Source organism: Sphingomonas sp. G-3-2-10 (assembly GCF_012927115.1).
Taxonomy (GTDB): domain Bacteria; phylum Pseudomonadota; class Alphaproteobacteria; order Sphingomonadales; family Sphingomonadaceae; genus Sphingomonas.
In genome coordinates this window covers 2,638,314-2,660,425 of record NZ_JABBFY010000001.1, presented here as the reverse complement: position 1 = coordinate 2,660,425, position 22,112 = coordinate 2,638,314, and the positions used below count along the sequence as shown (strand labels likewise).

The following is a 22,112-nucleotide window of genomic DNA, read 5'->3' as shown; positions in this document are numbered from 1 at the left end:
AGCCATCCCCTGAACCTCGCGGCCGCATGACCGCGATCGTCACCGGCACGCCGGCGGAGCCGCCGGGCGTCCGTGCCGCCGGTGGCCGGCGCGCCATTGCTGGCTTCCTGTTCCAGATTCTGCGCAGCCTTCAATTGGGGATGCAAGCGACCGCACGGTTCGCGTCCCCCAGCGGCCAGATGTCGGGGATGATCCTTACGCTTGAACCGGCGGCGGGGGGCGACGTCAGCCTGAACCTGCCAGATTACTCGGTCATCGAGCAGATCAAGATCCGGCGCGGCAGGCCATGGACGACCGGAGGCATTGCGGCGGATGTGCTCCCGGATCTGATCGACGCGGCAATTCTCGGCGCCCGCCAGCGATTTCGCTTCGTTACCGACAATCCCGATGGCCTCGCTCCGCTTCGCCAGTTTCTCGCATGGCGGCAGTCCGGTGGCGAAGGGACCGGACGTTTTCGTTGGGCCCGCAAGCAGCTCACCGGCTCCGAGTTTCTCGATGCCCTGGCTGCAAGCGCCGGGCGGGAGATCAGCGACGTACGGCTATTGCACGTGCTCGATACCCTGGCGCTGGAGGTCATCGACAGCCATCAGTCCGAGAGCGAAGTCGAGGCGCTGCTGACGCCCATGTTGGCTCCTGCCCAGTCGCCCGAAGACAAAAGGCATGAATTGATGTCGCGGCTGGCCGATGCTGCCACCGCAGGCCAGCCGCTCGACATCACCAAGTTTCTCAACTTGATCGACCGCGACGCCATGTCGAGGCTCGCCCACTTCCAGACGCTGCCTCGACTGGCGCTTCGTCAGGTCCAACATGCGAGCAACGCGCTGGGCTATCGTCCCGAAGCGCAGGCGCGCCTCGACCCGCTTGTCGCTCAGGCTGAGATCACCGTGCTTTCAGGCGAATCCGGTCAGGGTAAGACATGGTCGCTTTGCCAGGCTGCGCTCGCGCAGCTCGACCGGGGGCAAGCGGCCATTCTCGTCCCGTCGCCGATCCGCGCGCAGGACGTTGAGGATGCAGTCAACGATAGCCTCTGGCTGCCCGCGTTTCGTGACCGCTCGTCGCTGCCGGTTATCGCGCGCACGCTATGGCGCGCGGACGGGACAGGCCTGCCGTGGCTTACGATCTATGTGGACGACGTTCAGGACAGGACCGTCGCGCGTGAGCTTGCGCGAACCGACTGGCGGACGCTCGGCATCCACTTGGTCATCTCGTCGCAGCCCCGGATTACGCGCATCGTCACCGAGGTGGCGCCCGCCGCCCACATCGTTCCGATCGACAATTTTACCAGCTCCGAGTTGCGGCGGTACCTCGAAACGCACGGTCGTGCAGCGCCACTTGAAACCATGCCGGACGATGTCTTCGAGCTGTTGCTCAAGCCGATCCATGCCAAGATATTCCTGCGCCTTCCAGAACGCGAGAGCTGGGTCGGCGTCACTGAATATGAGCTCTTCCAATCCTATTGGCGCGAAGCGACCGGTCAGGCCCGGGACCAGTATGACCATCCGTTCGATCGGTCCCGGCTGACTGCGCTCGCCGGCACGCTCTGCACCAGCACCCCCGAATATCCCTGGCGTCCGCGCCAGCTTCAGGCTGTCGGTCTTGATGAAGATGCGATCCGACGGCTCGAAGCTGTCGGGCTTTTGCAACGGGCCGAGACGGACCAGTTCCGCTTCGCATCGGATCGCATGCTAAACTGGGCAGTCGCCGAATATCTCGCGGGGGAGATCCTCGATAATCGCTGGGACGTCGAGCGGACCGATTCTGTCCTCGACACCTTGGGGGGCATCACCAGCGCCTCGGGCGCTGCACTTGGTCGGCGGCTTGGCTATGTCTTCCACGATCTGGTCTGGTTGCTGCTGCCTCGCGCGCCGGCCGATTTCGTTGCAGACCTGATCTTCGCCAATGTGCGGGACGAACCGCAGGAATGGCGGCGCGAAGATCGTTGGAAGGCTGTCGGAACCGTCGGGCCAGCATTGCTGCCGGCGCTAGAGGCGCTCGCCGTACGAGACTATGACCCCAACGCGCATTGGGACATTCCGCATCATTTGCCCGTGGCCATCGTCGAGGCGGGTGAAACCTCTCGCCCGAGCCTCGCGGAGTCGGTCGGACGGCTGCTCAGTGGTGGCGAGCCGGGCGTGACCGTCGCGCTGAAGGTAGCCCGTGCCGTGCCCTTGCCAACACACCTCGACCAGTTCCTTGCGCTGCAGGTCGAGCGCGCGGCGGCGCTCGACCTTTATCAACGCGAGCGTCAGCCGGCCAAGCAGTTCGGCCAGATCAGCTCCCGCTACGATCTGAGCATCGACGCGCTGAAGACAGCGGTAAGCGCCGCCCCGGATTGGCTCGCGTGCGCACTGGCGGAAGCGACGGACATCGTCGCACTTGAACAGCTTCTGTGGTGCCTTAACGACAAGCGCTGCATTGCCGGGAGCAATGCGCGCAGGATGTGGGAAGCGAACCAGGACCGGCTGCTCGCGCTACTGCCCGCTGATAGCAAGGCGCTGCTGCAGATCATGCATCAGTTCGGCGGAGCTGTGCACAGCGAGTTGCTCGACCGTGTCCCGCTGAGCCGCGACGACTGGATGTCCGATCGCGTCATGAGAGCACGCGCTCGCCTCGATCCGGAAGCCGCCCTTCGGCAGTTGCGCGCGAGGACCGGAAAGCACGGCTGGAGCGCGGCGGACTGGTGGATCGAGGACCTCGCCCGCCACGATCCCGACCAGCTGGCCGATGCGGTGCTTGAGCATGTCGGCAAAGGCGACAAGCCGCTTACCGAGCTTGTCCTGTTCTACGGTCACCATCCTGAACTGGTCGATCGCCGCACGCTCGACTGGATTCTCGACCGCCTCACAGAAGATCTGGTGATCCTCAACCAAGCGGCGGTTGATGACGAGGATCCCGAAATCGGCGTGCGCCATCCCATTCGCTTTCTGTGCGAATTGCCTCACCCGTGGCAATTCGATGCGCTTCGCGAACGGGCGGGATTGCCGTTTGAGGTCGAACTGACTCGCTTTGCGATCAATCGCTCGGGGCGCACTTCACGCGTCAGAGATACGGAAGGAAACCAGTTCGAGCGCGTCTTGGCGATGATCGGCGGCACGGGGTACGCCGACCTCGTCTCGGCCGAGCTGGCGCGCGAAGACCGGTTCGGCCGGGAAGACGGAGTGCTCGCTGCCCGGTGGGACGAAAGCCCGACGGTGCGCGCCGCGCTCATGGAGGCCGTCGAGCCGAGAACCGACGACACCTATCGGCAAGTCGTGGTGATGGAAGCGCTGGCGATCCATCGCGCGGATGCGTTGCTCGAGGAGATGATCCGGGCGGGAAGCCCGGTCTATGTCAATGCCGCGGAAATGCGCAGCGCGGAAGGGCGAGAGACGGAGTCGTTGCGCCTTCGCGTCGAGGAATTGGTGGCGGACGGTTCGCCCGTGTCCAATGAGACCGCGGCGGGCCTCGCCGGGCTCCTCGCAAAGCCCGAAGAGGCGAACGCGCTGATCCAGGTATATCTGGATCCGGCGACGACGGCCGCGATCCGTCATACCGTGATTGCCACCTTCAAGGCGCTCGACGTCTACACCCCCGCACTTCTGCCGCTCGCACGGGAGATCATGCACGGGACGGCGGACGACAATGCCCAGTTCGTCGCTTCCTATCTGGCCTATGTCGGCGACGCGGAAGCTCGCACAGCGGTCTGCGAATGGCTCGAGGGCCTGGACCTCGGGACCTGGTCTACATCGCGGCATTCATATCTGGCGCCGCTTCAAGAGCATGCCGACAGCCGAGAAGCGGTCGTTCGCTTTCTGCTTCGATCGCGCGAGGGGGGCCATCTGCTCATCGAAAGCGAAGATCTTCGCCTGCTTGCCGCCCATGGCGACGAGCGGTCGCATGTCGAGTTGCTCCGTGCCGCCTATCGTGGCCCCGACAGCTTCGCGAGCCGACCCGTGGGCGGCATCTTCTATCTGTTGGAAACAGACCCCGCTGAAGCGTTTTTTGCCGCATCCCGCCTGTACGCGCGGCACCGGTCCACCGACGCGATCGAACTGATGCTGCGCAGCAATTTGGAGAGCGCGGTCGCGGTGCTGGTGCCCCAGCTTGCCAAGGCCCTGCCGTCGATCGAGCTGGCGATCTCGCAGCGCTTGCGTTCGCACCTTGGCGGCGCGCGACTGGCGGAGGTCGCATCGACGCTCATTCTCGGCTCAGAGGATGAACAGCGTGCCGGCACCCGCCTCGCCGGCTGGGTGCCACCAGATATCGACATCGCCTGGCTCGCCGATTTCGCCAATACTGACGACGGACATTTGCGCGATGACGCGCATGAATCGGTCCGGCGCCGCGTGCTGGAAGCAGCTGCGAAGGGTCATCTTGCGGCGATGGCTGAATCAAGCAAGCCGCTGCGCTGGGCGCGGTTGCAAACCGTGTTCGACCTTGTCGATCCGCATTTGCTCTGGAATCGTGACGATCCGACCAGCTTGCAGCCATTCATCAGTGACAGTCCGGTCGAATTTCTGCTGGAGGCGCGTAATCTCCGGGATCGCCGGAGCAAAGCGATCGAGGATGAGGCCAGGAAAGCAGACAAGAAGCGCTGAACGATTATGCCAGCTGCTTCAGCTCGCGCCGCACCTGCCCGAGGGCGGTGCAGACCCGACGGCGCTGATCGACGATCTGCTCTAGCAACGGCCCCGATTCGCCTTCCTGCAGCGTCAGTTTGGTCGTTGTCGTGCTTCCGGACTTGAAGCTGATCAATGTCATGAGGGCGACCCATTCGCCAGCGCGGTCGACTGCAATCTTCGTCACGCCGTGGCAAAGCATGGCCCGCATGGCATCGTGGGTTCGAAACTGATTGATCGAGGAAAGCGCATTTTTGCGGTGACCGGATTGCATTTCAACGGATGACAGGATGGCCGCCAACCGCTCATACCGCTGGCCGACGAGATGCGGAAGCTTGGCGCCTTTCACTTCGATCCCGTTTCCGTTGAGCGCTGCGAGCGCCTCGGTCACCGCCTGCTCGCATCGCGCGAAATTCTCGATCATCTGACCGCGCCATTGGTTCAGCCGCGAGCATGCTGCGTCAAAATCCAGCAGCGGCAGGCCTTTGAGATTCTGGGTCTGCGCATTCATATCCCCAGCGTAGCCAAAGCCCGTTGAGAATAGGTGAGGATGCGAAAGGAAATGAGTGCAGGCGGTTCGTTCGGCACTTCTTTCGAGACTATTCATTGTCGCAGACGCAAAGGAGCGGCAACGTGGCGCGAGTCGCTGAATAATCCATGGAGTGTATCCAATGTCGGACGAGAACAGTTTGAACCCGGTTGAACTCGCGGCCGAACTCACCATCGCCTGGCTCGGAAACCAGAACAACCGGTGCACGGCCGAAGAAGTGCCGACCTTCTTGCGCACCATGCACGCGACGATCACCGAGCTTTCCGGCAGCGCCAGTGCACCTGTTGAAAATGCCGAGGAAGCGCCCGACCAACAGGATTTCACGCCCGCCGTCACGGTACGCAAATCATTGGCGTCTAAGGATCACATCATCTCGCTGATCGACGGCAAGCCGTACAAGACGCTACGTCGGCATCTCTCAGGCCATGGCCTGTCGCCCGAGCAGTATCGCGAGCGCTACAACCTCAAAGCTGATTATCCGATGGTCGCTCCCAGCTATTCCGAGCAGCGCCGCGCGATGGCCAAGAAGATCGGGTTGGGCGCCAAGGGGCGTGGCGGCCGAGGCACCGGAGCCGCGGATGCTGCGAAACCTGCGCCTCGGCGCGCCAAGCAGAGCTGATCGGCGATGCTGCGAGCTGAGTGAAATTATGTGCGAGGCAGGATGCCAGGTCCGGTGAAGAAGCTGATCGCCTTCGATCTGGATGGTACCCTCGCCGAGAGCAAGCAGCCCTTGTCGGACGAAGTCGCCGCGTTGCTTTCTGGGCTGCTGGCGGTTGCGGACGCCGCGATCATCTCTGGCGGGGACTGGCCGCAATTCGAGAAGCAGATCGCTTCGAGGTTGCCGCCGGGCACCGCGCTCGACCGGCTTTGGCTGATGCCGACCACCGGTACCAAGCTCTTCCGGTTTGCCGGTGGGGCCTGGCAGCAGCGGTATGCCGAGCTGTTCGGTGCGGATGAGCGCGCGGCGATTCTCGCCGCATTCGATCGTGCGCTTGCCGATGCCGGTCTTGAAAATGAGCGCATCTGGGGCGAGCGGATTGAAGATCGCGGCAGCCAGATCACCTTTTCCGGACTGGGGCAAAGCGCGCCCCTGGACGCCAAGGAGGCGTGGGATCCGGACCGGTCAAAGCGCACCGCGCTGCAAACGACGCTCCGCGCTGCCTTGCCAGATCTGTCGATCAACCTGGGTGGGACGACCTCGATCGACGTGACACGCAAGGGGGTCGACAAGGCCTATGGCCTGCGGCGGTTGAGCGAGGAAAGCGCAATCCCGCTCGAGCAGATCCTCTTCCTCGGGGATGCCATCTACCCCGGCGGCAACGACTATCCGGCATTCACACTCGGAATGGATACCGTGAAAGTGCGTGATGTTGCCGAAACCGTGACGGTCGTGACCGGGATCATCGCCTGCCTCAAAGGCTAGGGCAGATGCGACATGTTAGCGTGTTCGGACGGCTCTGCGGCCGACCAACGGCAGCTTGAGAGAGGCCGAGCGGCATCGTCCTTTGCGTAGCGCGCGGGAACCGCCCCCGCTCTTGGAGGCACTTCCTTGGCCCGGCCCACGGCCTGACGCCATCAACCCGTAAAGGGTCCGCTATGCCTTGCATGCGGCCGCTGCGCCTTCGTCTTCGCGGTGATTGCGGCCGTGCGCCGGACACTTCGGGCGCCTGTCGAGCGGGGGCGGTCCCCGCTCCCCGGACAGGAGCTTCGAGATGCCGCTCACCCTCGCACAACGGAACGCCTGGAACCTCGCACGGACGTTGATGACCATTGTCGTCGTGTTCCGCATCGAAGGCGGCAATTTCGGCGTTGCCGAAGAACGTGAGTTCGACGGAGATCCGTCGCTGATCGTTCGCGAATACGATCCCTTCGCGCGCTGACGGCGCGCGACCCGCCGGCCTAGTTGAGCGTATCCTCGCGGCTGACCTGCATGGCTGGCGTCCATGCGCATTCGGGATTCTCGATGAAATCCTTAAGGAGCTTCGCATAGCGCGAGCCGATATACTCGCCGGTCTTGCGACGCTCGCTCGGCACGCGGCCAAGCCCGCAATTGAGGTCGACCGCCACCATCACATCGGTCAACGCGATCCGGACGATATCGGGGCTGACATAGCCGCCTTCGGTGCCGGGTACCGCGTTGAGGTTGATCACCGCGTCGAGCACGGCATCGAACAGCCGCTTCGAATAGTCCGCTTCGCTTTCGCTGAGGGCGCGATCGCTTTGGATCGCCTTGTTTACGCCAGCCACTTCTTATTCCCGTTTCGATTCGTGGGAACGAATATAGAACATCGCTTCCTGAATTCCAACTTCGTCCGTTGCCGCGTGGCAGCGCCGCGAGCGGCGCCCGCCGGGGCGGCGGGCGCCTGGGCCTCGAACAATGGCATCGGGTGCCGGACGGGCAACCTGCGGCATGGGTTGCCGATCTCGTCACTGCAGGGAGCGATATGGGGGGGCCGAGCGGTATCGGCTGACTCTCGAATTCGTGCTTTACGGCAGGTTCGACCACGGCGCCGATGCGCGCGGCCGAGGCTGCCCGATACGGATGGCCGTGTCGTTCTGCGGGGAGGTTCAGGTCGGTCCGAAGTTTGGTCCGGAGGCAGGGTCGCGGACCCTGAGATATCACGCCGCCTCTTTATCAATCCATGTTCTCGCCACTGTCCTCCTCAGCTTGCAAGTCGCTCCCAAGGCCTCGGTGATGGCTGTATGGACGGATAACGGCTTCGCCTCGTCTGACCGGCCGCAACTGCGTCACGAACTTTCTTCCCCTGGGCTGCGCCCATTCCTCGCGAGGCAAGAAAGCCCGCTTTGGCAGTCCTCCGCTTCGCTGCGGGCAGAGCTGCGGCGTCATTCGCACCCGTCCTTTTGACGCCATCGAGGCCGCATGGGGCGGTCTTGATGAATTGAGGATAAGACAATGGCGAACATCGGCAGCTTCAAGAAAGTCGGCGAGGAATATCAGGGCTCGATCGTGACCCTCAGCGTCCAGGCCAAGGGCGTCCGGATCGTTCCGGAACCCGCCAGCGCGAACGACAACGCGCCCACCCACCGGGTCTATGTCGGCCGCGCGGAGATCGGCGCCGCCTGGGCCAAGACCTCGGCCGAGCAGCGTCCCTATCTCTCGGTCAAGCTCGACGATCCCAGCTTCGCGCAGCCCATCTTCGCGAACCTCTTCGACGACGAGAGCGGCGACACTTCGAGCCTGATCTGGTCGCGCCCGCGGCGCTCCAGCAACGACTGATCGAGGCCAAGGCGCCCCACCGGCAACGGTGGGGCGCCTTTCGCGTGTCCGGTTCACGCGGATGTGCGCGGCTTGTCCCCTCCGGGATGGAGCGTTCCCGCGCCGCCGGGACTTCGAAGCGAACGGGCGAAATGGCGCTCTGGCGGCGGGAATAGTCCCGAGCCGGAGCTTAAACCGTCGCCACTCGCTCGCCCTTGCCGGAAATTGCCGCCTTCGGCTTCGCGAAGCACGACCGCGCCGATTTCGCGCAGGAATTCCTGCGACGAAACACCGCCTATCGCGTCGCCTGGGCGGCGCTTCATGGTGATGTGTCGGCCGCGGAAGCGCTGGCCGAGGCGCGGCGTTGGGGCCTAGTACGCTTGTTCGATCCCGATCGGACGGTGCGCACGGCGCCTGCGATCTGGCGCGCGGATTGTGCCGCGCAGATCGTATCGCTGATCGCCGCGCCGGGCAATTTCGCCTGGGCGGCGACACTGCCCGTCATTGCCATAATCGGTGAGTTCGACCTGGCCGGCGACCATTATCTCGTCTTCGACATCGCCGGCGTTCGGCATCGCTTTCGGCTCGTGGACGGTCGTCGCGGGGCCTTGGCGATCCTCCTGCCGCCGGTCGCAAATGCGCTCGGCGCGGCCGCCTGCGACGCGGCACGGCGCATGTTCTTGGGTCTGAGCACCGCGGATGCGTTGGGCACGCTGCGCCCCAGCGTCTTGCAGCGGCAGCGCCTCGCGCTGCTGCTGCGGGTGCTCGACGCATCGCTTCTGGGCGCCAGCAATCGCGAGATCGGCACGCAGATCGTCTATCCCTGGCTCGCTGGAACCGATGCGGTCGCGTGGAAAGCAATGAGCGAGCGCCGCCGCGTCCAGCGCCTCGTCGACGAGGCGCGCGGCCTCGCCGTGTCGGGGTATCGCGATCTGCTGCGCGGCTAGGGGCGACATTTGCCGGGGTGCGATTTCCACCGCTCCCTTGGCCTCGCCATCTGCCGCCATTGGATGCCCGTGATTGGAACGGGCCCGCCGCGCTTGCCGGGCCAACGCCCGGAGAGCTTGGATGACAGGTGAGACGACCCAGCGGCTGCTTAGAACGCCCGATGCCGCCTTGTTGCTGGGCCTCTCCGCGCGCACCCTCGAGAAGCATCGCTGCTATGGAACCGGCCCCGTTTATCGCAAGCTCGGCGGGCGCATCGTCTATTCGGTCGACGACCTCATCAGCTGGGCGGACCAGGGCGTCCGACGGTCCACGTCGGACAGCGGTACCGGCACTGTCCATCCTGCCAAGCGCATCGATCCGAGCATCTTAGACCGCAAGGGTCCGGTGCGGCGATGAGCGGCTCAGCAACCGTGGCCGAACCCGTTCCGGCTATCCCCCTACGCGCAGATGGCTCTCCCCCAACGGGGATAACCACGGTCGAACTGACCTGGGTCGAACAGGCAACCGAGCGCTGGATTCGCTTCGGGACGCCGCTTCACGACCAGATTCTCGACCGGCGGCGGCGCCTGCTTTCCTTCGCCGCGAACAGCGTGTTCGCGTTCGTCCGCTGGGCGTCGAACGACTATGGCACGTTGCTCTCCAGGCTCGATGTTGTTCGCACCGTCGGACCGGGTGAGGCCTATACGACATTGCCCTGTGTCGCGCCCGGCGGCGAATTGCTGCTCCATCTCGGCGGCTGGCCGAAGGTCCGCCAGGCGCTCGCATTGATCGACGCCATCGAGAATCTCGGGGTTGATCCCTGCGTGGTCGCGCCGGATTATTGGCGCCATGCCCACAACCGACTGATCGCCGGCTACCGCCCGCGCGCCTATTCGCTGGCGCGCCACCGCGCCTGGCTCCTGCGCCGGGAGATCGGTGCATGAAGCGATTCGGCATTCTGCTCACGGGCTATTGCGCGATCGGCGCGGTGGTGATCCCGGCGTTGGTCCGGCCGGTGCCGCGTCTCGTCTGGAACGCCAGCGCCAGCGTGCCGATCGGCCTCTACGCGGCACGCCCGTCCGAAAGCGTGAAGCGTGGCGATCTGGTCGCGGCGCATGCGCCGACGCCTATCGCTCAGCTGATGGCGGCGCGCGGCTATCTGCCGCTGCGCGTGCCCATGCTCAAGCACGTCCTGGGCGTGGCAGGGCAGACTGTTTGCCGCACCGGCCTGACCGTCACGATCGACGGCACACCTGTCGCCGAGGTCCGGCCCCGCGACCGCATGGGGAGGCCACTGCCGTCCTGGAGCGGATGCCGCAGGCTGCGGCAAGGTGAAGTTTTTCTGCTCAATCCCGGATCCCCTGACAGCTTCGACGGGCGCTATTTCGGCCCGGTTCCTGCGCGCGGAATCGTCGCAATTCTGACGCCTCTTTGGCTTCCCGGACGCGGCGAAACCGTGCCGCCGAGCGCGCCTGCGGCGCACGAATCCTCTTCCGTACCCAAGCCCCAAGGAGAGTCTCATGATCAACATCGGTGAATTCACTATCGCCGGCGACGGCTTTGCCGGACGCCTCGAGACCCTCGCGGTGGGGGCCGCCCTGACGATCGTTCCCGCGACACGGAGCGATACCAGGAACGCACCCGACTACCGCGTTCATGTCGGCGAAAATGGCGACGGGCCGGAGGTCGGCGCCGGCTGGAAGCGTACCGGCGAGAAGGCCGGACCCTATGTTGCGATCGTCATCGACGATCCCATCTTTCCCCGTCCGATCCGCGCGAACCTCTTCCGCCCGGCGGTCGAAGGAGAGCGGCACCTGCTCTTCTGGCAGCGCAACCAGCGCCGCCGCGAGACCGAGCAGCAGTGATGCGGCGTGCGATTTGCCATCGGCTCGCGGGGCTTACGCTTGGGCTGACATGCCTTTGCTCGCCTCCAGCTAGCGCGGAGAGCGCCACCGCCGGAACGGCGTGTGCGCCGTCTGTGGTGCTCGATGAACCTATTGCACGCGCTTCCCGGCATTTCGCTATCCCGGGCAGGTTGATCCGCGCGGTCATCGCGGTGGAGAGCGGCGGCGCGGTCTATGCGATCTCGCCAAAGGGCGCGTTGGGACTGATGCAGCTGATGCCCGGAACCTGGGCCGAACTGCGCCGGCGCTATGCGCTCGGAAGCGATCCGTTCGACCCGTGCGACAATATTTTCGCAGGCACCGGTTATCTTCGCGAACTGCTCGATCGCTACGGCGATCCGGGATTTCTGGCCGCCTATAATGCAGGTCCGGGGCGTTACGAAGCCTATCTCGCGGGGCGTCCATTGCCCGCCGAGACCGTCGCTTATGTCGCACGACTGTCGGGCCGGATGATGGGCGAAGGAGCCCCGGCGCAGCGCCGAGCCATGCCGGATCCCGAAGCCTGGCGGGACGGCCAGCTCTTCGCTCGTTCATCCGAATCCGGGCCTTCACAGACCATTGCGTCGAGTGAGTCTTCGCCTCCCGAACCTCAGATAATGCCCGAAGCACACCCGTCCGAGCACCCCCGCGACACCGTCTTCGTGCCCCGGACGGTGGTTCCGAAATGACGGGTCCGATGCTCCGTCCGGCGCTTCCTTGTTCAGCCGCGAAGGCAGTGGAAAGCAGGCCGTGTGTGGAGCTGGAAGAAGGATTTGGGGGATGGCGAGATAAAAGCGCCGCCGTCGGTCCGGGCGCAACTGGTTGTTTGGATTGCAGATTTTGCGCCATCCTCCCCAACATCCTGCCGTCGCCTGCGGCACTTTATCTTGGAAATTCAATGCCTGGCGCGCTGGCAGCCTTGCCGGCGGCACACCAATGACAAGGGGCGAAGACGATCTTCGCGTGCGCCCCGGAAAGGGACGAAGCCGGGGGTCGGGAAGCGTCAAGCCGCTCAGCCTCGCCGGGCAGGTCAAGCGTGCCGCAGCCCGCGCCGGCTTCGCTCGCCGGTCAGTCCGCCGCGGAGGCGGGACTGGCCGGCTGGGCCGGGGTCGCGGCGCTGCGCTGCGAGACCGGCGCTCGGCGGCGTCGCGTCGGGTTATCGTCAAGGCCCGAATCGTCCGGCATTCGGGGCAACGATTTCGAGCGGCGCCGCTCGCCCGCCACATCGCCTATCTCGAGCGCGACGGGGTCACGCGCGACGGTCGCGACGCATCCATGTTCGATGCGCGATCCGACCAGACCAGCGGCGACGCGTTCGCGGGGCGATGCGCCGATGACCGGCATCATTTCCGTTTCATCGTGTCGCCCGAGGACGCCGGCGAGCTTGCCGATCTCAAGACCTTCACCCGCGAGCTGATGGGCGACATGTCGAAGGACCTCGGCACGCGGCTCGACTGGGTCGCGGTGGACCATTGGAACACCGACAATCCGCACGTCCACATCCTGGTCCGCGGCGTCGCCGAGGATGGCGCCGATCTCGTCATCGACCGAGGCTATATTTCGCAGGGACTTCGCGACCGGGCCGAGGCCCGCGTGACCCTGGAGCTTGGACCGCGCAGCGAACGTGAAATCCAGCGCGCGCTTGGCCAGGAAGTCGAAGCCGATCGATGGACACGCCTTGATCGCGCACTGCGGTCGCGTGCCAGCGAAGACGGCATCGTGGACCTGCGGCCGGAGGCTGGCGCGGCACCTGATCGCCGAACGCTATTGCTGACCGGGCGCGCCCAGAAGCTCGAGCGGCTTGGCCTCACGTCGCCGGCAGGCCCGGCGCGCTGGGCGCTCAAGCCCGATATCGAGGCGCGGCTTCGCGAACTTGGCCACCGTGGCGACATCATCAAGTCGATGCACCGCGCAATGCGCGAAGCCGGGCACGCCATTCATGAAGGGCGCCTCGCCATCCACCCGCCGGGCGCGCCCGAACCGGTAGTTGGGCGCCTGGTCGCGCGAGGCCTGCAGGACGAGCTGACCGGCACTGCCTATGCGATCGTCGACGGTGTCGATGGACGGCATCATCATTTGCGGCTGGGCGATCTCGAATTGACCGGGGATGCGTCGGCGGGGGCGATCGTCGAGCTGCGCGGCTGGCAGGATCGTAGCGGCGTCCAACGCAGCGCGCTCGCGGTGCGCAGCGATCTTCCCCTCGACAAGCAAGTCACGGCGCGGGGCGCGACGTGGCTCGACCGCCAGTTGCTGGCGCGCGATTTCACGCCAGCCAGCCTGGGGTTCGGCGCCGAGGTTCGGGACGCGATGACGGCACGTGAGGATCATCTCGTGGCGCAAGGCCTGGCGACCCGGACAGGCAGGCGCGTCACGCTGGCCCCCAACCTGATCGACACCCTGCGCTCCGCCGATCTGCGCGAAGCGTCCGCCCGGATCGCGGCATCCACCGGATTGGCACCGTACGAGCCTGCTCCCGGCTCGACGATCGCCGGCACCTATCGCGAGCGAGTGACGCTCGCTTCGGGCCGCTTCGCGATGATCGACGACGGTCTCGGCTTCCAGCTCGTGCCGTGGCGCCCGGCGCTCGACCGCCAGCTGGGCCAGGCCGTGACCGGCACCATGGCCGCCGGTGGCGGCATCGACTGGACCATCGGCCGCAGCCGCGGCCTTGGCATTTAGAAAGGCAAGCACGTGCAATCCTCGAAGATATTGTGGGGGCAGGTGACCATCGTTCTGCTGATCGTGCTCGGCGCGGTGTGGGGCGCGACGCAGCGGACCGCACAGGCGCTTGGTTATCAGCCCGAACTCGGGCCGCCCTGGTTTCGGGTGGAGGGCTATCCGGTGTACCCGCCGCCCGCCTTCTTCTGGTGGTGGTTCAGCTATGACGCCTACGCGCCGGAGGTCTTCGTTCAGGGCGCCTATATCGCCGCATCGGGCGGGATCGCCGCGGTCGTTGTCGCGATCGCCATGTCGGTGTGGCGGGCTCGCGAGCGCAAGCACGCCGAGACGTATGGCTCGGCGCGCTGGGCCACCCATCGGGAGGTCGAGCATGCCGGGCTGCTCGGCGACGATGGTGTCGTGCTTGGTCGGCTCGACCAGACTTATCTTCGCCATGACGGTCCCGAGCATGTGCTTTGCTTCGCGCCGACGCGATCGGGCAAGGGTGTCGGTCTCGTCATCCCGTCGCTGCTGACCTGGGCGGGCTCGGCGATCGTCCATGACATCAAGGGCGAGAATTGGACGCTGACCGCCGGCTTTCGCGCCCGGATCGGCAGGGTGCTGTTGTTCGATCCGACCAATCCCGCCTCGGCCGGCTACAATCCGTTACTCGAAGTCCGCAAGGGCGAGTGGGAAGTCCGCGACGTCCAGAATGTCGCCGATGTGCTGGTCGATCCCGAAGGCTCGCTGGAGCGGCGCAACCATTGGGAAAAGACCAGCCATGCGCTGCTGGTCGGCGCGATCCTCCATGTCCTCTACGCAGAACCCGACAAAACCCTCGCTGGGGTTGCCGCTTTCCTCTCCGATCCGAAGCGGCCGATCGAGGCCACGCTCGCGGCGATGATGTCGACCCGCCACTTGGGCGAAGCCGGCGTCCATCCAGTGGTCGCATCCGCGGCGCGCGAGCTGCTCAACAAGTCCGAGAATGAACGGTCCGGCGTGCTCTCGACCGCCATGTCGTTCCTCGGACTGTATCGCGATCCCGTCGTCGCCCGGGTCACCAGCCGATCCGAATGGAGGATCGCCGACCTGGTCGAGGCCGATCGGCCATCGACACTCTATCTGGTCGTACCGCCGTCCGACATCAGCCGGACCAAGCCGCTGATCCGGCTCCTGCTCAACCAGATCGGGAGACGTCTGACCGAGGAGCTGAAGCCGAGCGCCCGGCGGCACCGGGTCCTGCTGATGCTCGACGAGTTTCCGGCGCTCGGCCGACTAGACTTTTTCGAGTCCGCGCTGGCGTTCATGGCCGGCTATGGTCTCAAGGCATTCCTGATCGCCCAGTCGCTCAACCAGATCGAGAAGGCCTATGGGCCCAACAACGCGATCCTCGACAATTGCCATGTGCGGGTGAGCTTCGCGACCAACGACGAGCGGACCGCCAAGCGGATATCCGATGCGCTGGGCACCGCTACCGAGATGCGGGCGATGAAGAACTATGCCGGTCATCGGCTTTCGCCCTGGCTCGGTCATCTGATGGTGTCCCGCACCGAAACCGCACGTGCGTTGCTGACGCCGGGCGAAGTGATGCAGCTGCCGCCCGACGACGAGATCGTTATGGCGGCCGGGGTCCATCCGATCCGGGCGCAGAAGGTGCGCTATTTCACCGATGGGCGGCTCGCTGCCAGGATCACCGATCCGCCGTCGCCCGACCCGGCCCGGAACCTGCGGCCGAACGACTGGTCGGCGCTTCCGATCCCCGAGTCCGCGCAGCCCGCCGAGCCGCGAACAGCGGATGCCGACGATGCCGCCAATGGCGGCATCCGCCGCGAACCCGAGCTGCCCGAAGAGCAGGATATCGTGCCCCGGCCCGCACCGCCGCCAAGCGAGTTCGAGTTCGATGACAGCGCCACCGAGGAGGCGACCGCGGCGCGCCGCCTGAGCGACCGAATGCGCGGGAACGCGCGCCAGGCCTCGCTCGATCCGAAGGACGGAATCGACCTATGAACGCACTTCGCATCAAGCACACCTTCAGGCTCCCGGCCGACCTGTCGGCCCAACTGGCCGACTATGCGGCGCGCAAGCGGGTGCCGCAGGCGCTGGTCGTCGAGACCGCCTTGTCTTCGTTCCTGTCGGGAGACAGCAGCGAGCATCTAGAGGCTGTGCTGAGCCGGCGGCTGGACCGGCTGTCCCGTCAGGCCGATCGGCTCGCCTGGCATGTCGAACTCGGCAACGAGACGGTCGCACTGTTCGTCCGGTTCTGGCTGATCAACAATCCGCCACTTCCCGACACGGCACTCGCCGCCGCCCAGGCGATGGGCAAGGAGCGCTGGGAGCGGTTCGTCGAGACGCTTAATCGCCGCTTGGAATTCGGGCCGCGACTGCGCAACGAGATTTCGGAAGATATCAGCGGCTCGGACACAGAAGGCTCTCACCGTATCGACGAGGCGCCGGATTGATCTGGTCCCGGATGCGACAGCGTGGCGCTTCTTCGGGCGGGTGTGCTGTCGCTGGCGGCTCAATGGCCGTCTGCCGAGGCCGGGTCCCCGGAGCTGTAGATTTGCTTGTCGGTCTCGTGGTCGCGCGCCTTGCGCCCGGCTCAGGGCAATTGCGGGCGTCTAGTCGAACAGCTCACTCAGGAAGGACTTCTTGCGGTCTCGCCCGCGATAGCCATGGCCTGAACCATGACCGCCTCCATGACCGCGTTGGCGTTGCTCTTCATAGTCCTGCCGGTCATCTCCACGGGCGACACCCGGAGGGACGGCCGTGTTCCGTTCAATGATCTTGTCGAGTTCGCCGCGGTCGAGCCACACGCCGCGGCATGCCGGACAATAGTCGATCTCGATACCTTGTCGTTCGCTCATCGTAAGCGTGGTCCCGTCAACGGGGCAGGCCATCGGGCCGGTATTCTGGGTCATGTGAGTCTCCTGGGTGTGGCTAAGTCTGCCTTGCGAGCGTCAGAGGATTCGCTTGCATCACGGTGGCATGAGACCGCCCTTGTCAGGCGGGCCCGCAACCACGGGTCCGGGCGACTGCTCCGCCGCATCCAGCGCCTGTTGTTTGAGCGGGCGCGACGAGCGCAGTGTCAGGAAGGTGACGAGGCTGAGGAACGCGGCAATATCGTACAGTCCGTAGCCGACCGCTCCGCCGATAGCGCCGGTTGCCCACAGGCTTGCGGCAGTCGCTGTACCCGCCGCGCGATCCCCCTGCTTCAGGATCGCACCACCGCCTATAAACCCGACGCCGGTGATCAGGCCCTCGAGAATGCGCGACTGGCCCGTCGATTCGGGGCCGAGCACCGCGATAGCCACCAGCACGAATCCGCAGCTCGCAATCGCTACGAGCGGGAACGTACGCACGCCCGCGCTTCGCTCTTCCTTCTCTCTGTCCCATCCGATCGGCAAAGCCAGCGCATAGGCAATCGCAAGGCTGACCAGGTGGGACAGAATCTCCGGCATTCCGGACACTGGGAAATTCATGCGCGATCCTTCATCTCGGCGGTGTCAGGCCTGCACGCTTCGTGCGATCGGGATGCCGTTGACTGTCATCGGCGCGGCCTTTTGCCGCCCCCTGCTTTTGGCTTTCCGGCCGGAGAAGGCTTCTTTCCGGCGAAACGGCTACGCAGGACGCTGTCTGCCTCGCATATGCGCGCATGCGCGGCATCGCTTGGGCCGCCTCGAAACAGGATCGAGACGACGCCTCGGTATTCGATGCGATGGCGCAACCGGGTGCCAAGAGGATGCGCGGTGAGCTCGTAGCTTTCCACGTGCTGGAAGAGATGGCGGATCCCCATCGTCCATTCCAATGCGGCGTTGCGCTCGAAGCGCGTGATCGTGGCCGGCGAATAGCGCTTCCTCCGGGTGCGCATGACGCTGGTATATTCATAGTTGATCTCCGCGCCCGCCCTGGCTTCGCCGATCAACCGGATGAACGGATGCCAATCGCGGTAGTGCGCAAAGTCCGCCAGCAGGCGCCATACCTTCGACGGGGGCGCGGCCACGGCGATCTCGTTCTCGACGGCGATCATACGCCACGGTCCCGATAAGCGAGCAGCCGCAGCGCGTTGAACACGACCAGCAGGGTCGAGCCTTCATGCGCGGCCACGGCCGGGCCAATCCCGAGACCCAAGATCGTCGCAGGAACGAGAATGGCGACGACGCCGAGACTGACGAAGACGTTCTGGCGGATGATGGCGCGGGTGCTGCGGCTGAGTCCGACCGCGAACGGCAGATGGGCGAGGTCATCGGCCATCAGCGCGACATCGGCGGTCTCAAGCGCGACGTCCGATCCGGCTGCGCCCATCGCGATGCCCACGGTGGCGTTGGCCATCGCCGGCGCATCATTGACCCCGTCGCCGACCATCGCGACCTTACCTTGATCGCGCAGCTTGCGGATCGCGTCGACCTTGTCCTCGGGCATGAGGTCGCCGATCGCTTCGTCGATCCCGACTTCGGCGGCAATCGCTTCGGCGACCTTCTGGTTGTCGCCGGAGATCATGATCATCCGGGTGATGCCGAGCTTGCGCAGCCGTGCGAGCGTCGCCTTGGCCGCCTCGCGCGGCGTGTCCATCAGCCCGATCGCGCCCAGATCCTTGTCGCCACGACGCACGACCATCGTTGTCCTGCCATCCTCTCGGAGTTTCGCGATCGCCTCGGCCATGGCCGGGGAGAGCGGCGCGACGCCGTCGGCGCCGAACATCTCGGCCTTGCCAATCAGCACCGTCTCGCCATCGACCTGGGCGGTGACGCCGCGCCCGGTCAGGCTGCCGAGATCGCTGGCGGTGGGAAGCGCCCGCTCGCCGAGGCGGTCGGCACCGTCGCTGGCGATGGCACGCGCGAGCGGGTGATTGCTGAGCTTCTCGACCGCAATCGCGATGGCGAGCAATTCGTCCTCGGCAACGCCGTCTGCGGGGACGACGTCGGTAATCCGCGGACGGCCTTCGGTCAGCGTGCCGGTTTTGTCGAATGCTATCGCGGTCAGCGAACCGAGATTTTCGAGTGGGCCGCCGCCCTTCACCAGGACGCCGCCGCGCGCCGCTCGCGCCACGCCCGAAAGCACGGCGCTGGGCGTGGCGATCGCCAGGGCACAAGGGCTTGCGGCAACCAGCACCGCCATCGCGCGGTAGAAGCTGTCGCGGAACGGCTCGTCGACGACGACCCAGGCGAATAGCAAAGCGACGGTAAGCGCGAGCACGGCGGGGACGAAGATACGCTCGAACCGGTCGGTGAAACGCTGGGTCGGCGAGCGCTGGGTCTCCGCCTCGCTCACCATCTTTACGACCTTCGCCAGCGTGCTGTTGGCGGAGGTTCGGGTAACTTCGATCTCGATCAGGCCGCTACCGTTGATCGTGCCCGCGAAAACGCGGAAGGCGCCCTCGACTGTTTCGGGCGCCGCACTCGCCGCCGCGTGGTCCATCACCGGCCGCTTGTCGACGGGCATGCTTTCCCCGGTCACGGGCGCCTGGTTGACGCTGCTGGTGCCCTTGATGAGGAATCCGTCGGCCGCGATCCGTTCGTCGGGCTTCACGATGACGACGTCGCCAATCGCGAGCTCTTCGACTGGAATTTCCTGTTCGCGATCGTCGCGCCGAACGAGCGCGGTGTCGGGTGCGAGTTCGGCGAGCGCCTCGATCGCGCGCTTGGCGCGGCCCATCGCGTAATGCTCGAGGGCGTGGCCCAAGCTGAACAGGAAGAGGAGCAGGGCGCCTTCGGCCCAGGCGCCGAGCGCGCCCGCGCCGGCCGCCGCGACCAGCATCAGCGTGTCGATCTCGAACCGCTTGAGCTTGAGATTGTCGATCGCCTCGCGCAGCGTGAAATAGCCGCCAAAGCCATAGGCCGTGATGAACATCGCCATCGGCACCCATGCCGGTGCAACGGTCAACTTCTCGATCGCGAAGCCGATGCCGAGCAAGGCGCCGCAGAGCAGCGCAAAGATCAGTTCGCTGTTCGCGCCGAAGATCCCGCCATGGGCGTGCTCGTGACCGCCCTCCGCATTTCCATGATCGTGTTCGTCGCCATGGTCGTGTTTTTCGCCCGGCTTGTGATCTTGGCTGTCGACAGGCTTGGCGGCAGCAGGACCTTCGTCCTTCGGATGCTTTGCGGCCTTCGCTGTGCTTTCATGGACACCGATCTGGCCAAGAAAGCTCCGCAGTGCCTCCTCGGATACAGAGGTGCGGTCAAACTCGATGCGGACATTGCCTGCGGCGCTGGCCTCGGCCTCGATCACGCCTTTTACTCGCAGCAATTGTTCCGAAACGCTGCGCGCCCGGCGCTGATGCGTGATCCCATCGACGTTCAGGGCAAGATGCCCGTAGCTCTCGGTCAGCTTTGCCCCTGCGCGAATGACGACGTCTGTGATCCGCGCTAGAGACAGGACCGTCGGGTCATAGTGCACGCATAGCTGCGCCTGCGCATTGGCCGCTGAGGCCTTGACGACATGGACCTGCTCGATGCCGGGCCTGCCGCTGAGCTCCGCCATGAGCCGCTTGACGCAGGCGTCGGCAGTATCGGGGATCTCGGGCAGGATGACGGGGATGTCGAGGCGGAGCTTGGCGCTCATTGGGTAGATCCTTCATGTTGTACGTCCCGCAGGATCGAGACGCCGCCCCACAGGGCAATGAGTGCGGTTGCGGCGCCGACGACAAGGTCGGGCCAATTGGCAGCGGTCAGGCTCACCAGGATGCCGCCGGCGAGGACGCCGCCGTTCGAGATGAAGTCGTTGAAGCTGAACGTCTTCGCGGCGCGCAAATTGACGTCGGGCGATTCGATCCGGCGCAGGACGAGGAGGCAGGCGGCATTGATGACGGCAGCCGCCGCCGCCATCAGGATCATGGTTCCGCCGATCGGCTCGCTGCCCTCAAGGAAACGGCGAACTACATCCGCGACCACGCCGAGTGCGAACAGCAGGAGCAGGATGCCGCAGACGCGCGCCGCCAATCGTTTCAGTCGCGCTGCGCGTCCAAGCGCCACGAGGCTGATCGCATAGACGATGCTGTCCGATGCATTGTCGATGCCGTTGGCGATCAGGGCGCTCGAATCCGCCTTCAGCCCGGCGATGAGGAAAGCGACCGTGAGGCCGAGATTGAGGAGCAGGACAATCCAGAGCGCGCGCCGCTCGCCCGTCTTGCCGCCTTCGCTCGCAGGTTCGGCGGTCACGCCATCAACTCCTCGATCAGGAGCAGGGCGAGGAAACCGACGAAGAACATGGCGGCGACCAGCGGGGTATCCCGTTTGGCATGCGCGTCGGTGAGCAGCTCTTCGGTCACGAGGTAGAGCAAAGCCATCAGGCCGAAGCTCAAAAAGCCGACGATCACGGCGGGGGGAAGCTCGGCCACGGTCAGGCCGATCGCGGCGCCGCCGGGCAGCAGGAGCGCGATCGCGGCCACGATCATTATGATCTTGGCCTTCGACCGGATCGACTCGCTGAGCTCGGTTGTCAGCGTGAGGCCAAGGAAGAGCACTTCAAGGGTGAGCGCGATGGTGAGCAACAGCCCCGCCTTCGCTCCGACGACAAAGGCCAGGCCAAGAACCAGGCCGTCGATCGCGATGTCGATCGCGACGGCGCCCAACAAGGCGGCCGGCCCCCGGAACTGGCCCTCGAACGCTTTCAGGGCAAGCATGGTGACCACACCCAGCGCGCCCCCGACCAGCGTCGCCACCCAGAACGCACCGTGCATCACCTGGGGGACGATCTCGGTCGCGGCGGCGGCGAACACGACGCCCGCTGCGAGGTGCTGCATCGCGCTGACGAGGCGGGGGCCCGGCGGGCGGGCAAGTGCGACGATCGACCCCAGCAGGATCGCCAGTAGCGGGATGATTGTGTAGCTCAGTACCGGCATCGAAGTGTCCTTCGGTTCTGGTTCGCGGCGACAGTTGAAGCGGGCGCGGCACCCGGCCAGCAGCTCGACAGAGCCGGGAGCGGATGCCGCGCCCGGTTCGTCACGCCGGGTCGGCTCTTGAGAGAAGGGCGGTGTTGCCGCCCAGCACCTCCACCGCTTCGAGCGTGATCAGCCCGACGCCGGGGACGTCCGAAAGCGAGGCGACAAAGCTGCGCAGCGCTTCCTCGGCGTCGATAATCTCGATCACGACCGAGCGATCACTTTCGAGCACATGGCGGCGATGCTGGTGCGCCGAGCGGCCGAAACCGATCAGTGCCTCCAGGATCGTGACGCCGGCCAGCCGCGCGTCGCGCGCGCGGCTGGCAACCACTTCGAGGACCTTGCGGTCCCCGAAATATGCTGCCTCATCGGTGTAGATGCGAAGCAGGCGAATGTTTTCCAT

The 22,112-nt window shown here is 65.4% G+C and carries 23 protein-coding genes; 14 read left to right on the top strand and 9 right to left on the bottom strand.

What is annotated here, in order from left to right:
* Positions 1 to 26: 26 nt before the first annotated feature.
* Entirely contained in the window at positions 27 to 4,577 is a 4,551-nt protein-coding gene (locus HHL13_RS13420) for a hypothetical protein (protein ID WP_169556142.1), read from the top strand.
* Between the two features lie 4 nt (positions 4,578 to 4,581).
* Here HHL13_RS13420 and HHL13_RS13415 read toward each other — a convergent pair whose 3' ends face one another.
* Positions 4,582 to 5,205: a hypothetical protein gene (locus HHL13_RS13415; RefSeq protein ID WP_169556141.1), complete on the bottom strand. Its 624-nt coding sequence runs from the start codon at positions 5,203 to 5,205 to the stop codon at positions 4,582 to 4,584.
* 64 nt (positions 5,206 to 5,269) lie between these two features.
* On the opposite strand from HHL13_RS13415, the gene HHL13_RS13410 reads away from it, so the two are divergent.
* The 3 genes from HHL13_RS13410 (at position 5,270) to HHL13_RS13400 (ending at position 7,028) form a co-directional block, all read left to right on the top strand.
* Entirely contained in the window at positions 5,270 to 5,767 is a 498-nt protein-coding gene (locus tag HHL13_RS13410; protein ID WP_169556140.1) for a MucR family transcriptional regulator, read from the top strand.
* 54 nt (positions 5,768 to 5,821) lie between these two features.
* Positions 5,822 to 6,571, top strand: coding sequence for an HAD-IIB family hydrolase (locus tag HHL13_RS13405; protein WP_169556139.1), 750 nt, complete (start codon positions 5,822 to 5,824; stop codon positions 6,569 to 6,571).
* 289 nt (positions 6,572 to 6,860) lie between these two features.
* Positions 6,861 to 7,028: a hypothetical protein gene (locus HHL13_RS13400; RefSeq protein ID WP_169556138.1), complete on the top strand. Its 168-nt coding sequence runs from the start codon at positions 6,861 to 6,863 to the stop codon at positions 7,026 to 7,028.
* 19 nt (positions 7,029 to 7,047) lie between these two features.
* Here the strand turns inward: HHL13_RS13400 and HHL13_RS13395 are convergent, their stop codons facing one another.
* Positions 7,048 to 7,395 (bottom strand): hypothetical protein, encoded by a 348-nt coding sequence (locus HHL13_RS13395; protein WP_169556137.1) that lies wholly within the window; start codon positions 7,393 to 7,395, stop codon positions 7,048 to 7,050.
* Between the two features lie 667 nt (positions 7,396 to 8,062).
* On the opposite strand from HHL13_RS13395, the gene HHL13_RS13390 reads away from it, so the two are divergent.
* The 10 genes from HHL13_RS13390 to HHL13_RS13345 all read left to right on the top strand — a co-directional run bounded on the left by HHL13_RS13390 (position 8,063) and on the right by HHL13_RS13345 (position 16,292).
* Positions 8,063 to 8,386 (top strand): DUF736 domain-containing protein, encoded by a 324-nt coding sequence (locus tag HHL13_RS13390; protein ID WP_169556136.1) that lies wholly within the window; start codon positions 8,063 to 8,065, stop codon positions 8,384 to 8,386.
* Positions 8,387 to 8,580: 194 nt separating this feature from the next.
* Positions 8,581 to 9,312, top strand: coding sequence for a DUF2285 domain-containing protein (locus HHL13_RS13385; RefSeq protein ID WP_169556135.1), 732 nt, complete (start codon positions 8,581 to 8,583; stop codon positions 9,310 to 9,312).
* A gap of 121 nt (positions 9,313 to 9,433) precedes the next feature.
* The gene (locus HHL13_RS13380) at positions 9,434 to 9,709 is read left to right on the top strand and encodes a helix-turn-helix domain-containing protein (RefSeq protein ID WP_169556134.1); all 276 of its coding nucleotides are present in this window, start codon (positions 9,434 to 9,436) and stop codon (positions 9,707 to 9,709) included.
* A gap of 14 nt (positions 9,710 to 9,723) precedes the next feature.
* Positions 9,724 to 10,236, top strand: coding sequence for a DUF2840 domain-containing protein (locus HHL13_RS13375; RefSeq protein ID WP_346775556.1), 513 nt, complete (start codon positions 9,724 to 9,726; stop codon positions 10,234 to 10,236).
* A complete protein-coding gene (locus HHL13_RS13370; RefSeq protein WP_169556132.1) occupies positions 10,233 to 10,829 on the top strand; it encodes a S26 family signal peptidase in 597 nt (198 codons plus the stop codon). The genes HHL13_RS13375 and HHL13_RS13370 overlap by 4 nt, the downstream gene beginning before the upstream one ends.
* Entirely contained in the window at positions 10,813 to 11,157 is a 345-nt protein-coding gene (locus tag HHL13_RS13365; RefSeq protein WP_169556131.1) for a DUF736 domain-containing protein, read from the top strand. Before HHL13_RS13370 ends, HHL13_RS13365 begins: the two co-directional genes overlap by 17 nt.
* A 113-nt stretch (positions 11,158 to 11,270) precedes the next feature.
* Positions 11,271 to 11,864: a lytic transglycosylase domain-containing protein gene (locus tag HHL13_RS22845; RefSeq protein WP_346775555.1), complete on the top strand. Its 594-nt coding sequence runs from the start codon at positions 11,271 to 11,273 to the stop codon at positions 11,862 to 11,864.
* 247 nt (positions 11,865 to 12,111) lie between these two features.
* A complete protein-coding gene (locus HHL13_RS13355) occupies positions 12,112 to 13,854 on the top strand; it encodes a DUF3363 domain-containing protein (RefSeq protein ID WP_169556129.1) in 1,743 nt (580 codons plus the stop codon).
* Between the two features lie 12 nt (positions 13,855 to 13,866).
* Entirely contained in the window at positions 13,867 to 15,840 is a 1,974-nt protein-coding gene (locus HHL13_RS13350; RefSeq protein ID WP_169556128.1) for a conjugal transfer protein TraG, read from the top strand.
* Positions 15,837 to 16,292: a CopG family transcriptional regulator gene (locus tag HHL13_RS13345; protein ID WP_169556127.1), complete on the top strand. Its 456-nt coding sequence runs from the start codon at positions 15,837 to 15,839 to the stop codon at positions 16,290 to 16,292. The genes HHL13_RS13350 and HHL13_RS13345 overlap by 4 nt, the downstream gene beginning before the upstream one ends.
* A gap of 159 nt (positions 16,293 to 16,451) precedes the next feature.
* Here the strand turns inward: HHL13_RS13345 and HHL13_RS13340 are convergent, their stop codons facing one another.
* From HHL13_RS13340 to HHL13_RS13310, 7 genes are all read right to left on the bottom strand, one after another.
* Positions 16,452 to 16,751, bottom strand: coding sequence for a zf-TFIIB domain-containing protein (locus HHL13_RS13340; protein ID WP_206376921.1), 300 nt, complete (start codon positions 16,749 to 16,751; stop codon positions 16,452 to 16,454).
* Between the two features lie 57 nt (positions 16,752 to 16,808).
* Complete coding sequence (locus HHL13_RS13335) at positions 16,809 to 17,312, bottom strand: MgtC/SapB family protein (RefSeq protein ID WP_240953707.1); 504 nt, start codon at positions 17,310 to 17,312, stop codon at positions 16,809 to 16,811.
* Between the two features lie 65 nt (positions 17,313 to 17,377).
* Positions 17,378 to 17,860, bottom strand: coding sequence for an SRPBCC family protein (locus HHL13_RS13330; RefSeq protein WP_169556126.1), 483 nt, complete (start codon positions 17,858 to 17,860; stop codon positions 17,378 to 17,380).
* Positions 17,857 to 20,391: a heavy metal translocating P-type ATPase gene (locus tag HHL13_RS13325; protein ID WP_169556125.1), complete on the bottom strand. Its 2,535-nt coding sequence runs from the start codon at positions 20,389 to 20,391 to the stop codon at positions 17,857 to 17,859. Before HHL13_RS13325 ends, HHL13_RS13330 begins: the two co-directional genes overlap by 4 nt.
* Entirely contained in the window at positions 20,388 to 20,987 is a 600-nt protein-coding gene (locus HHL13_RS13320; protein WP_169556124.1) for a cation transporter, read from the bottom strand. Before HHL13_RS13320 ends, HHL13_RS13325 begins: the two co-directional genes overlap by 4 nt.
* The gene (locus tag HHL13_RS13315; protein WP_169556123.1) at positions 20,984 to 21,670 is read right to left on the bottom strand and encodes a transporter; all 687 of its coding nucleotides are present in this window, start codon (positions 21,668 to 21,670) and stop codon (positions 20,984 to 20,986) included. The genes HHL13_RS13320 and HHL13_RS13315 overlap by 4 nt, the downstream gene beginning before the upstream one ends.
* 100 nt (positions 21,671 to 21,770) lie before the next feature.
* Positions 21,771 to 22,112, bottom strand: a complete 342-nt coding sequence (locus HHL13_RS13310; RefSeq protein ID WP_169556122.1) for a DUF190 domain-containing protein — start codon at positions 22,110 to 22,112, stop codon at positions 21,771 to 21,773.

What these genes read in the sequence shown, in the direction of transcription:
- HHL13_RS13315 (WP_169556123.1), bottom strand. Translation starts at nt 21,670, where the DNA reads ATGCCGGTACTGAGCTACACAATCATCCCGCTACTGGCGATCCTGCTG.
- HHL13_RS13410 (WP_169556140.1), top strand. Translation starts at nt 5,270, where the DNA reads ATGTCGGACGAGAACAGTTTGAACCCGGTTGAACTCGCGGCCGAACTC.
- HHL13_RS13340 (WP_206376921.1), bottom strand. Translation starts at nt 16,751, where the DNA reads ATGACCCAGAATACCGGCCCGATGGCCTGCCCCGTTGACGGGACCACG.
- HHL13_RS13400 (WP_169556138.1), top strand. Translation starts at nt 6,861, where the DNA reads ATGCCGCTCACCCTCGCACAACGGAACGCCTGGAACCTCGCACGGACG.
- HHL13_RS13420 (WP_169556142.1), top strand. Translation starts at nt 27, where the DNA reads ATGACCGCGATCGTCACCGGCACGCCGGCGGAGCCGCCGGGCGTCCGT.
- HHL13_RS13380 (WP_169556134.1), top strand. Translation starts at nt 9,434, where the DNA reads ATGACAGGTGAGACGACCCAGCGGCTGCTTAGAACGCCCGATGCCGCC.
- HHL13_RS13310 (WP_169556122.1), bottom strand. Translation starts at nt 22,112, where the DNA reads ATGGAAAACATTCGCCTGCTTCGCATCTACACCGATGAGGCAGCATAT.
- HHL13_RS13370 (WP_169556132.1), top strand. Translation starts at nt 10,233, where the DNA reads ATGAAGCGATTCGGCATTCTGCTCACGGGCTATTGCGCGATCGGCGCG.
- HHL13_RS13330 (WP_169556126.1), bottom strand. Translation starts at nt 17,860, where the DNA reads ATGATCGCCGTCGAGAACGAGATCGCCGTGGCCGCGCCCCCGTCGAAG.
- HHL13_RS13415 (WP_169556141.1), bottom strand. Translation starts at nt 5,205, where the DNA reads ATGAATAGTCTCGAAAGAAGTGCCGAACGAACCGCCTGCACTCATTTC.
- HHL13_RS13335 (WP_240953707.1), bottom strand. Translation starts at nt 17,312, where the DNA reads ATGAATTTCCCAGTGTCCGGAATGCCGGAGATTCTGTCCCACCTGGTC.
- HHL13_RS13345 (WP_169556127.1), top strand. Translation starts at nt 15,837, where the DNA reads ATGAACGCACTTCGCATCAAGCACACCTTCAGGCTCCCGGCCGACCTG.
- HHL13_RS13355 (WP_169556129.1), top strand. Translation starts at nt 12,112, where the DNA reads ATGACAAGGGGCGAAGACGATCTTCGCGTGCGCCCCGGAAAGGGACGA.
- HHL13_RS13365 (WP_169556131.1), top strand. Translation starts at nt 10,813, where the DNA reads ATGATCAACATCGGTGAATTCACTATCGCCGGCGACGGCTTTGCCGGA.
- HHL13_RS13390 (WP_169556136.1), top strand. Translation starts at nt 8,063, where the DNA reads ATGGCGAACATCGGCAGCTTCAAGAAAGTCGGCGAGGAATATCAGGGC.
- HHL13_RS13325 (WP_169556125.1), bottom strand. Translation starts at nt 20,391, where the DNA reads ATGAGCGCCAAGCTCCGCCTCGACATCCCCGTCATCCTGCCCGAGATC.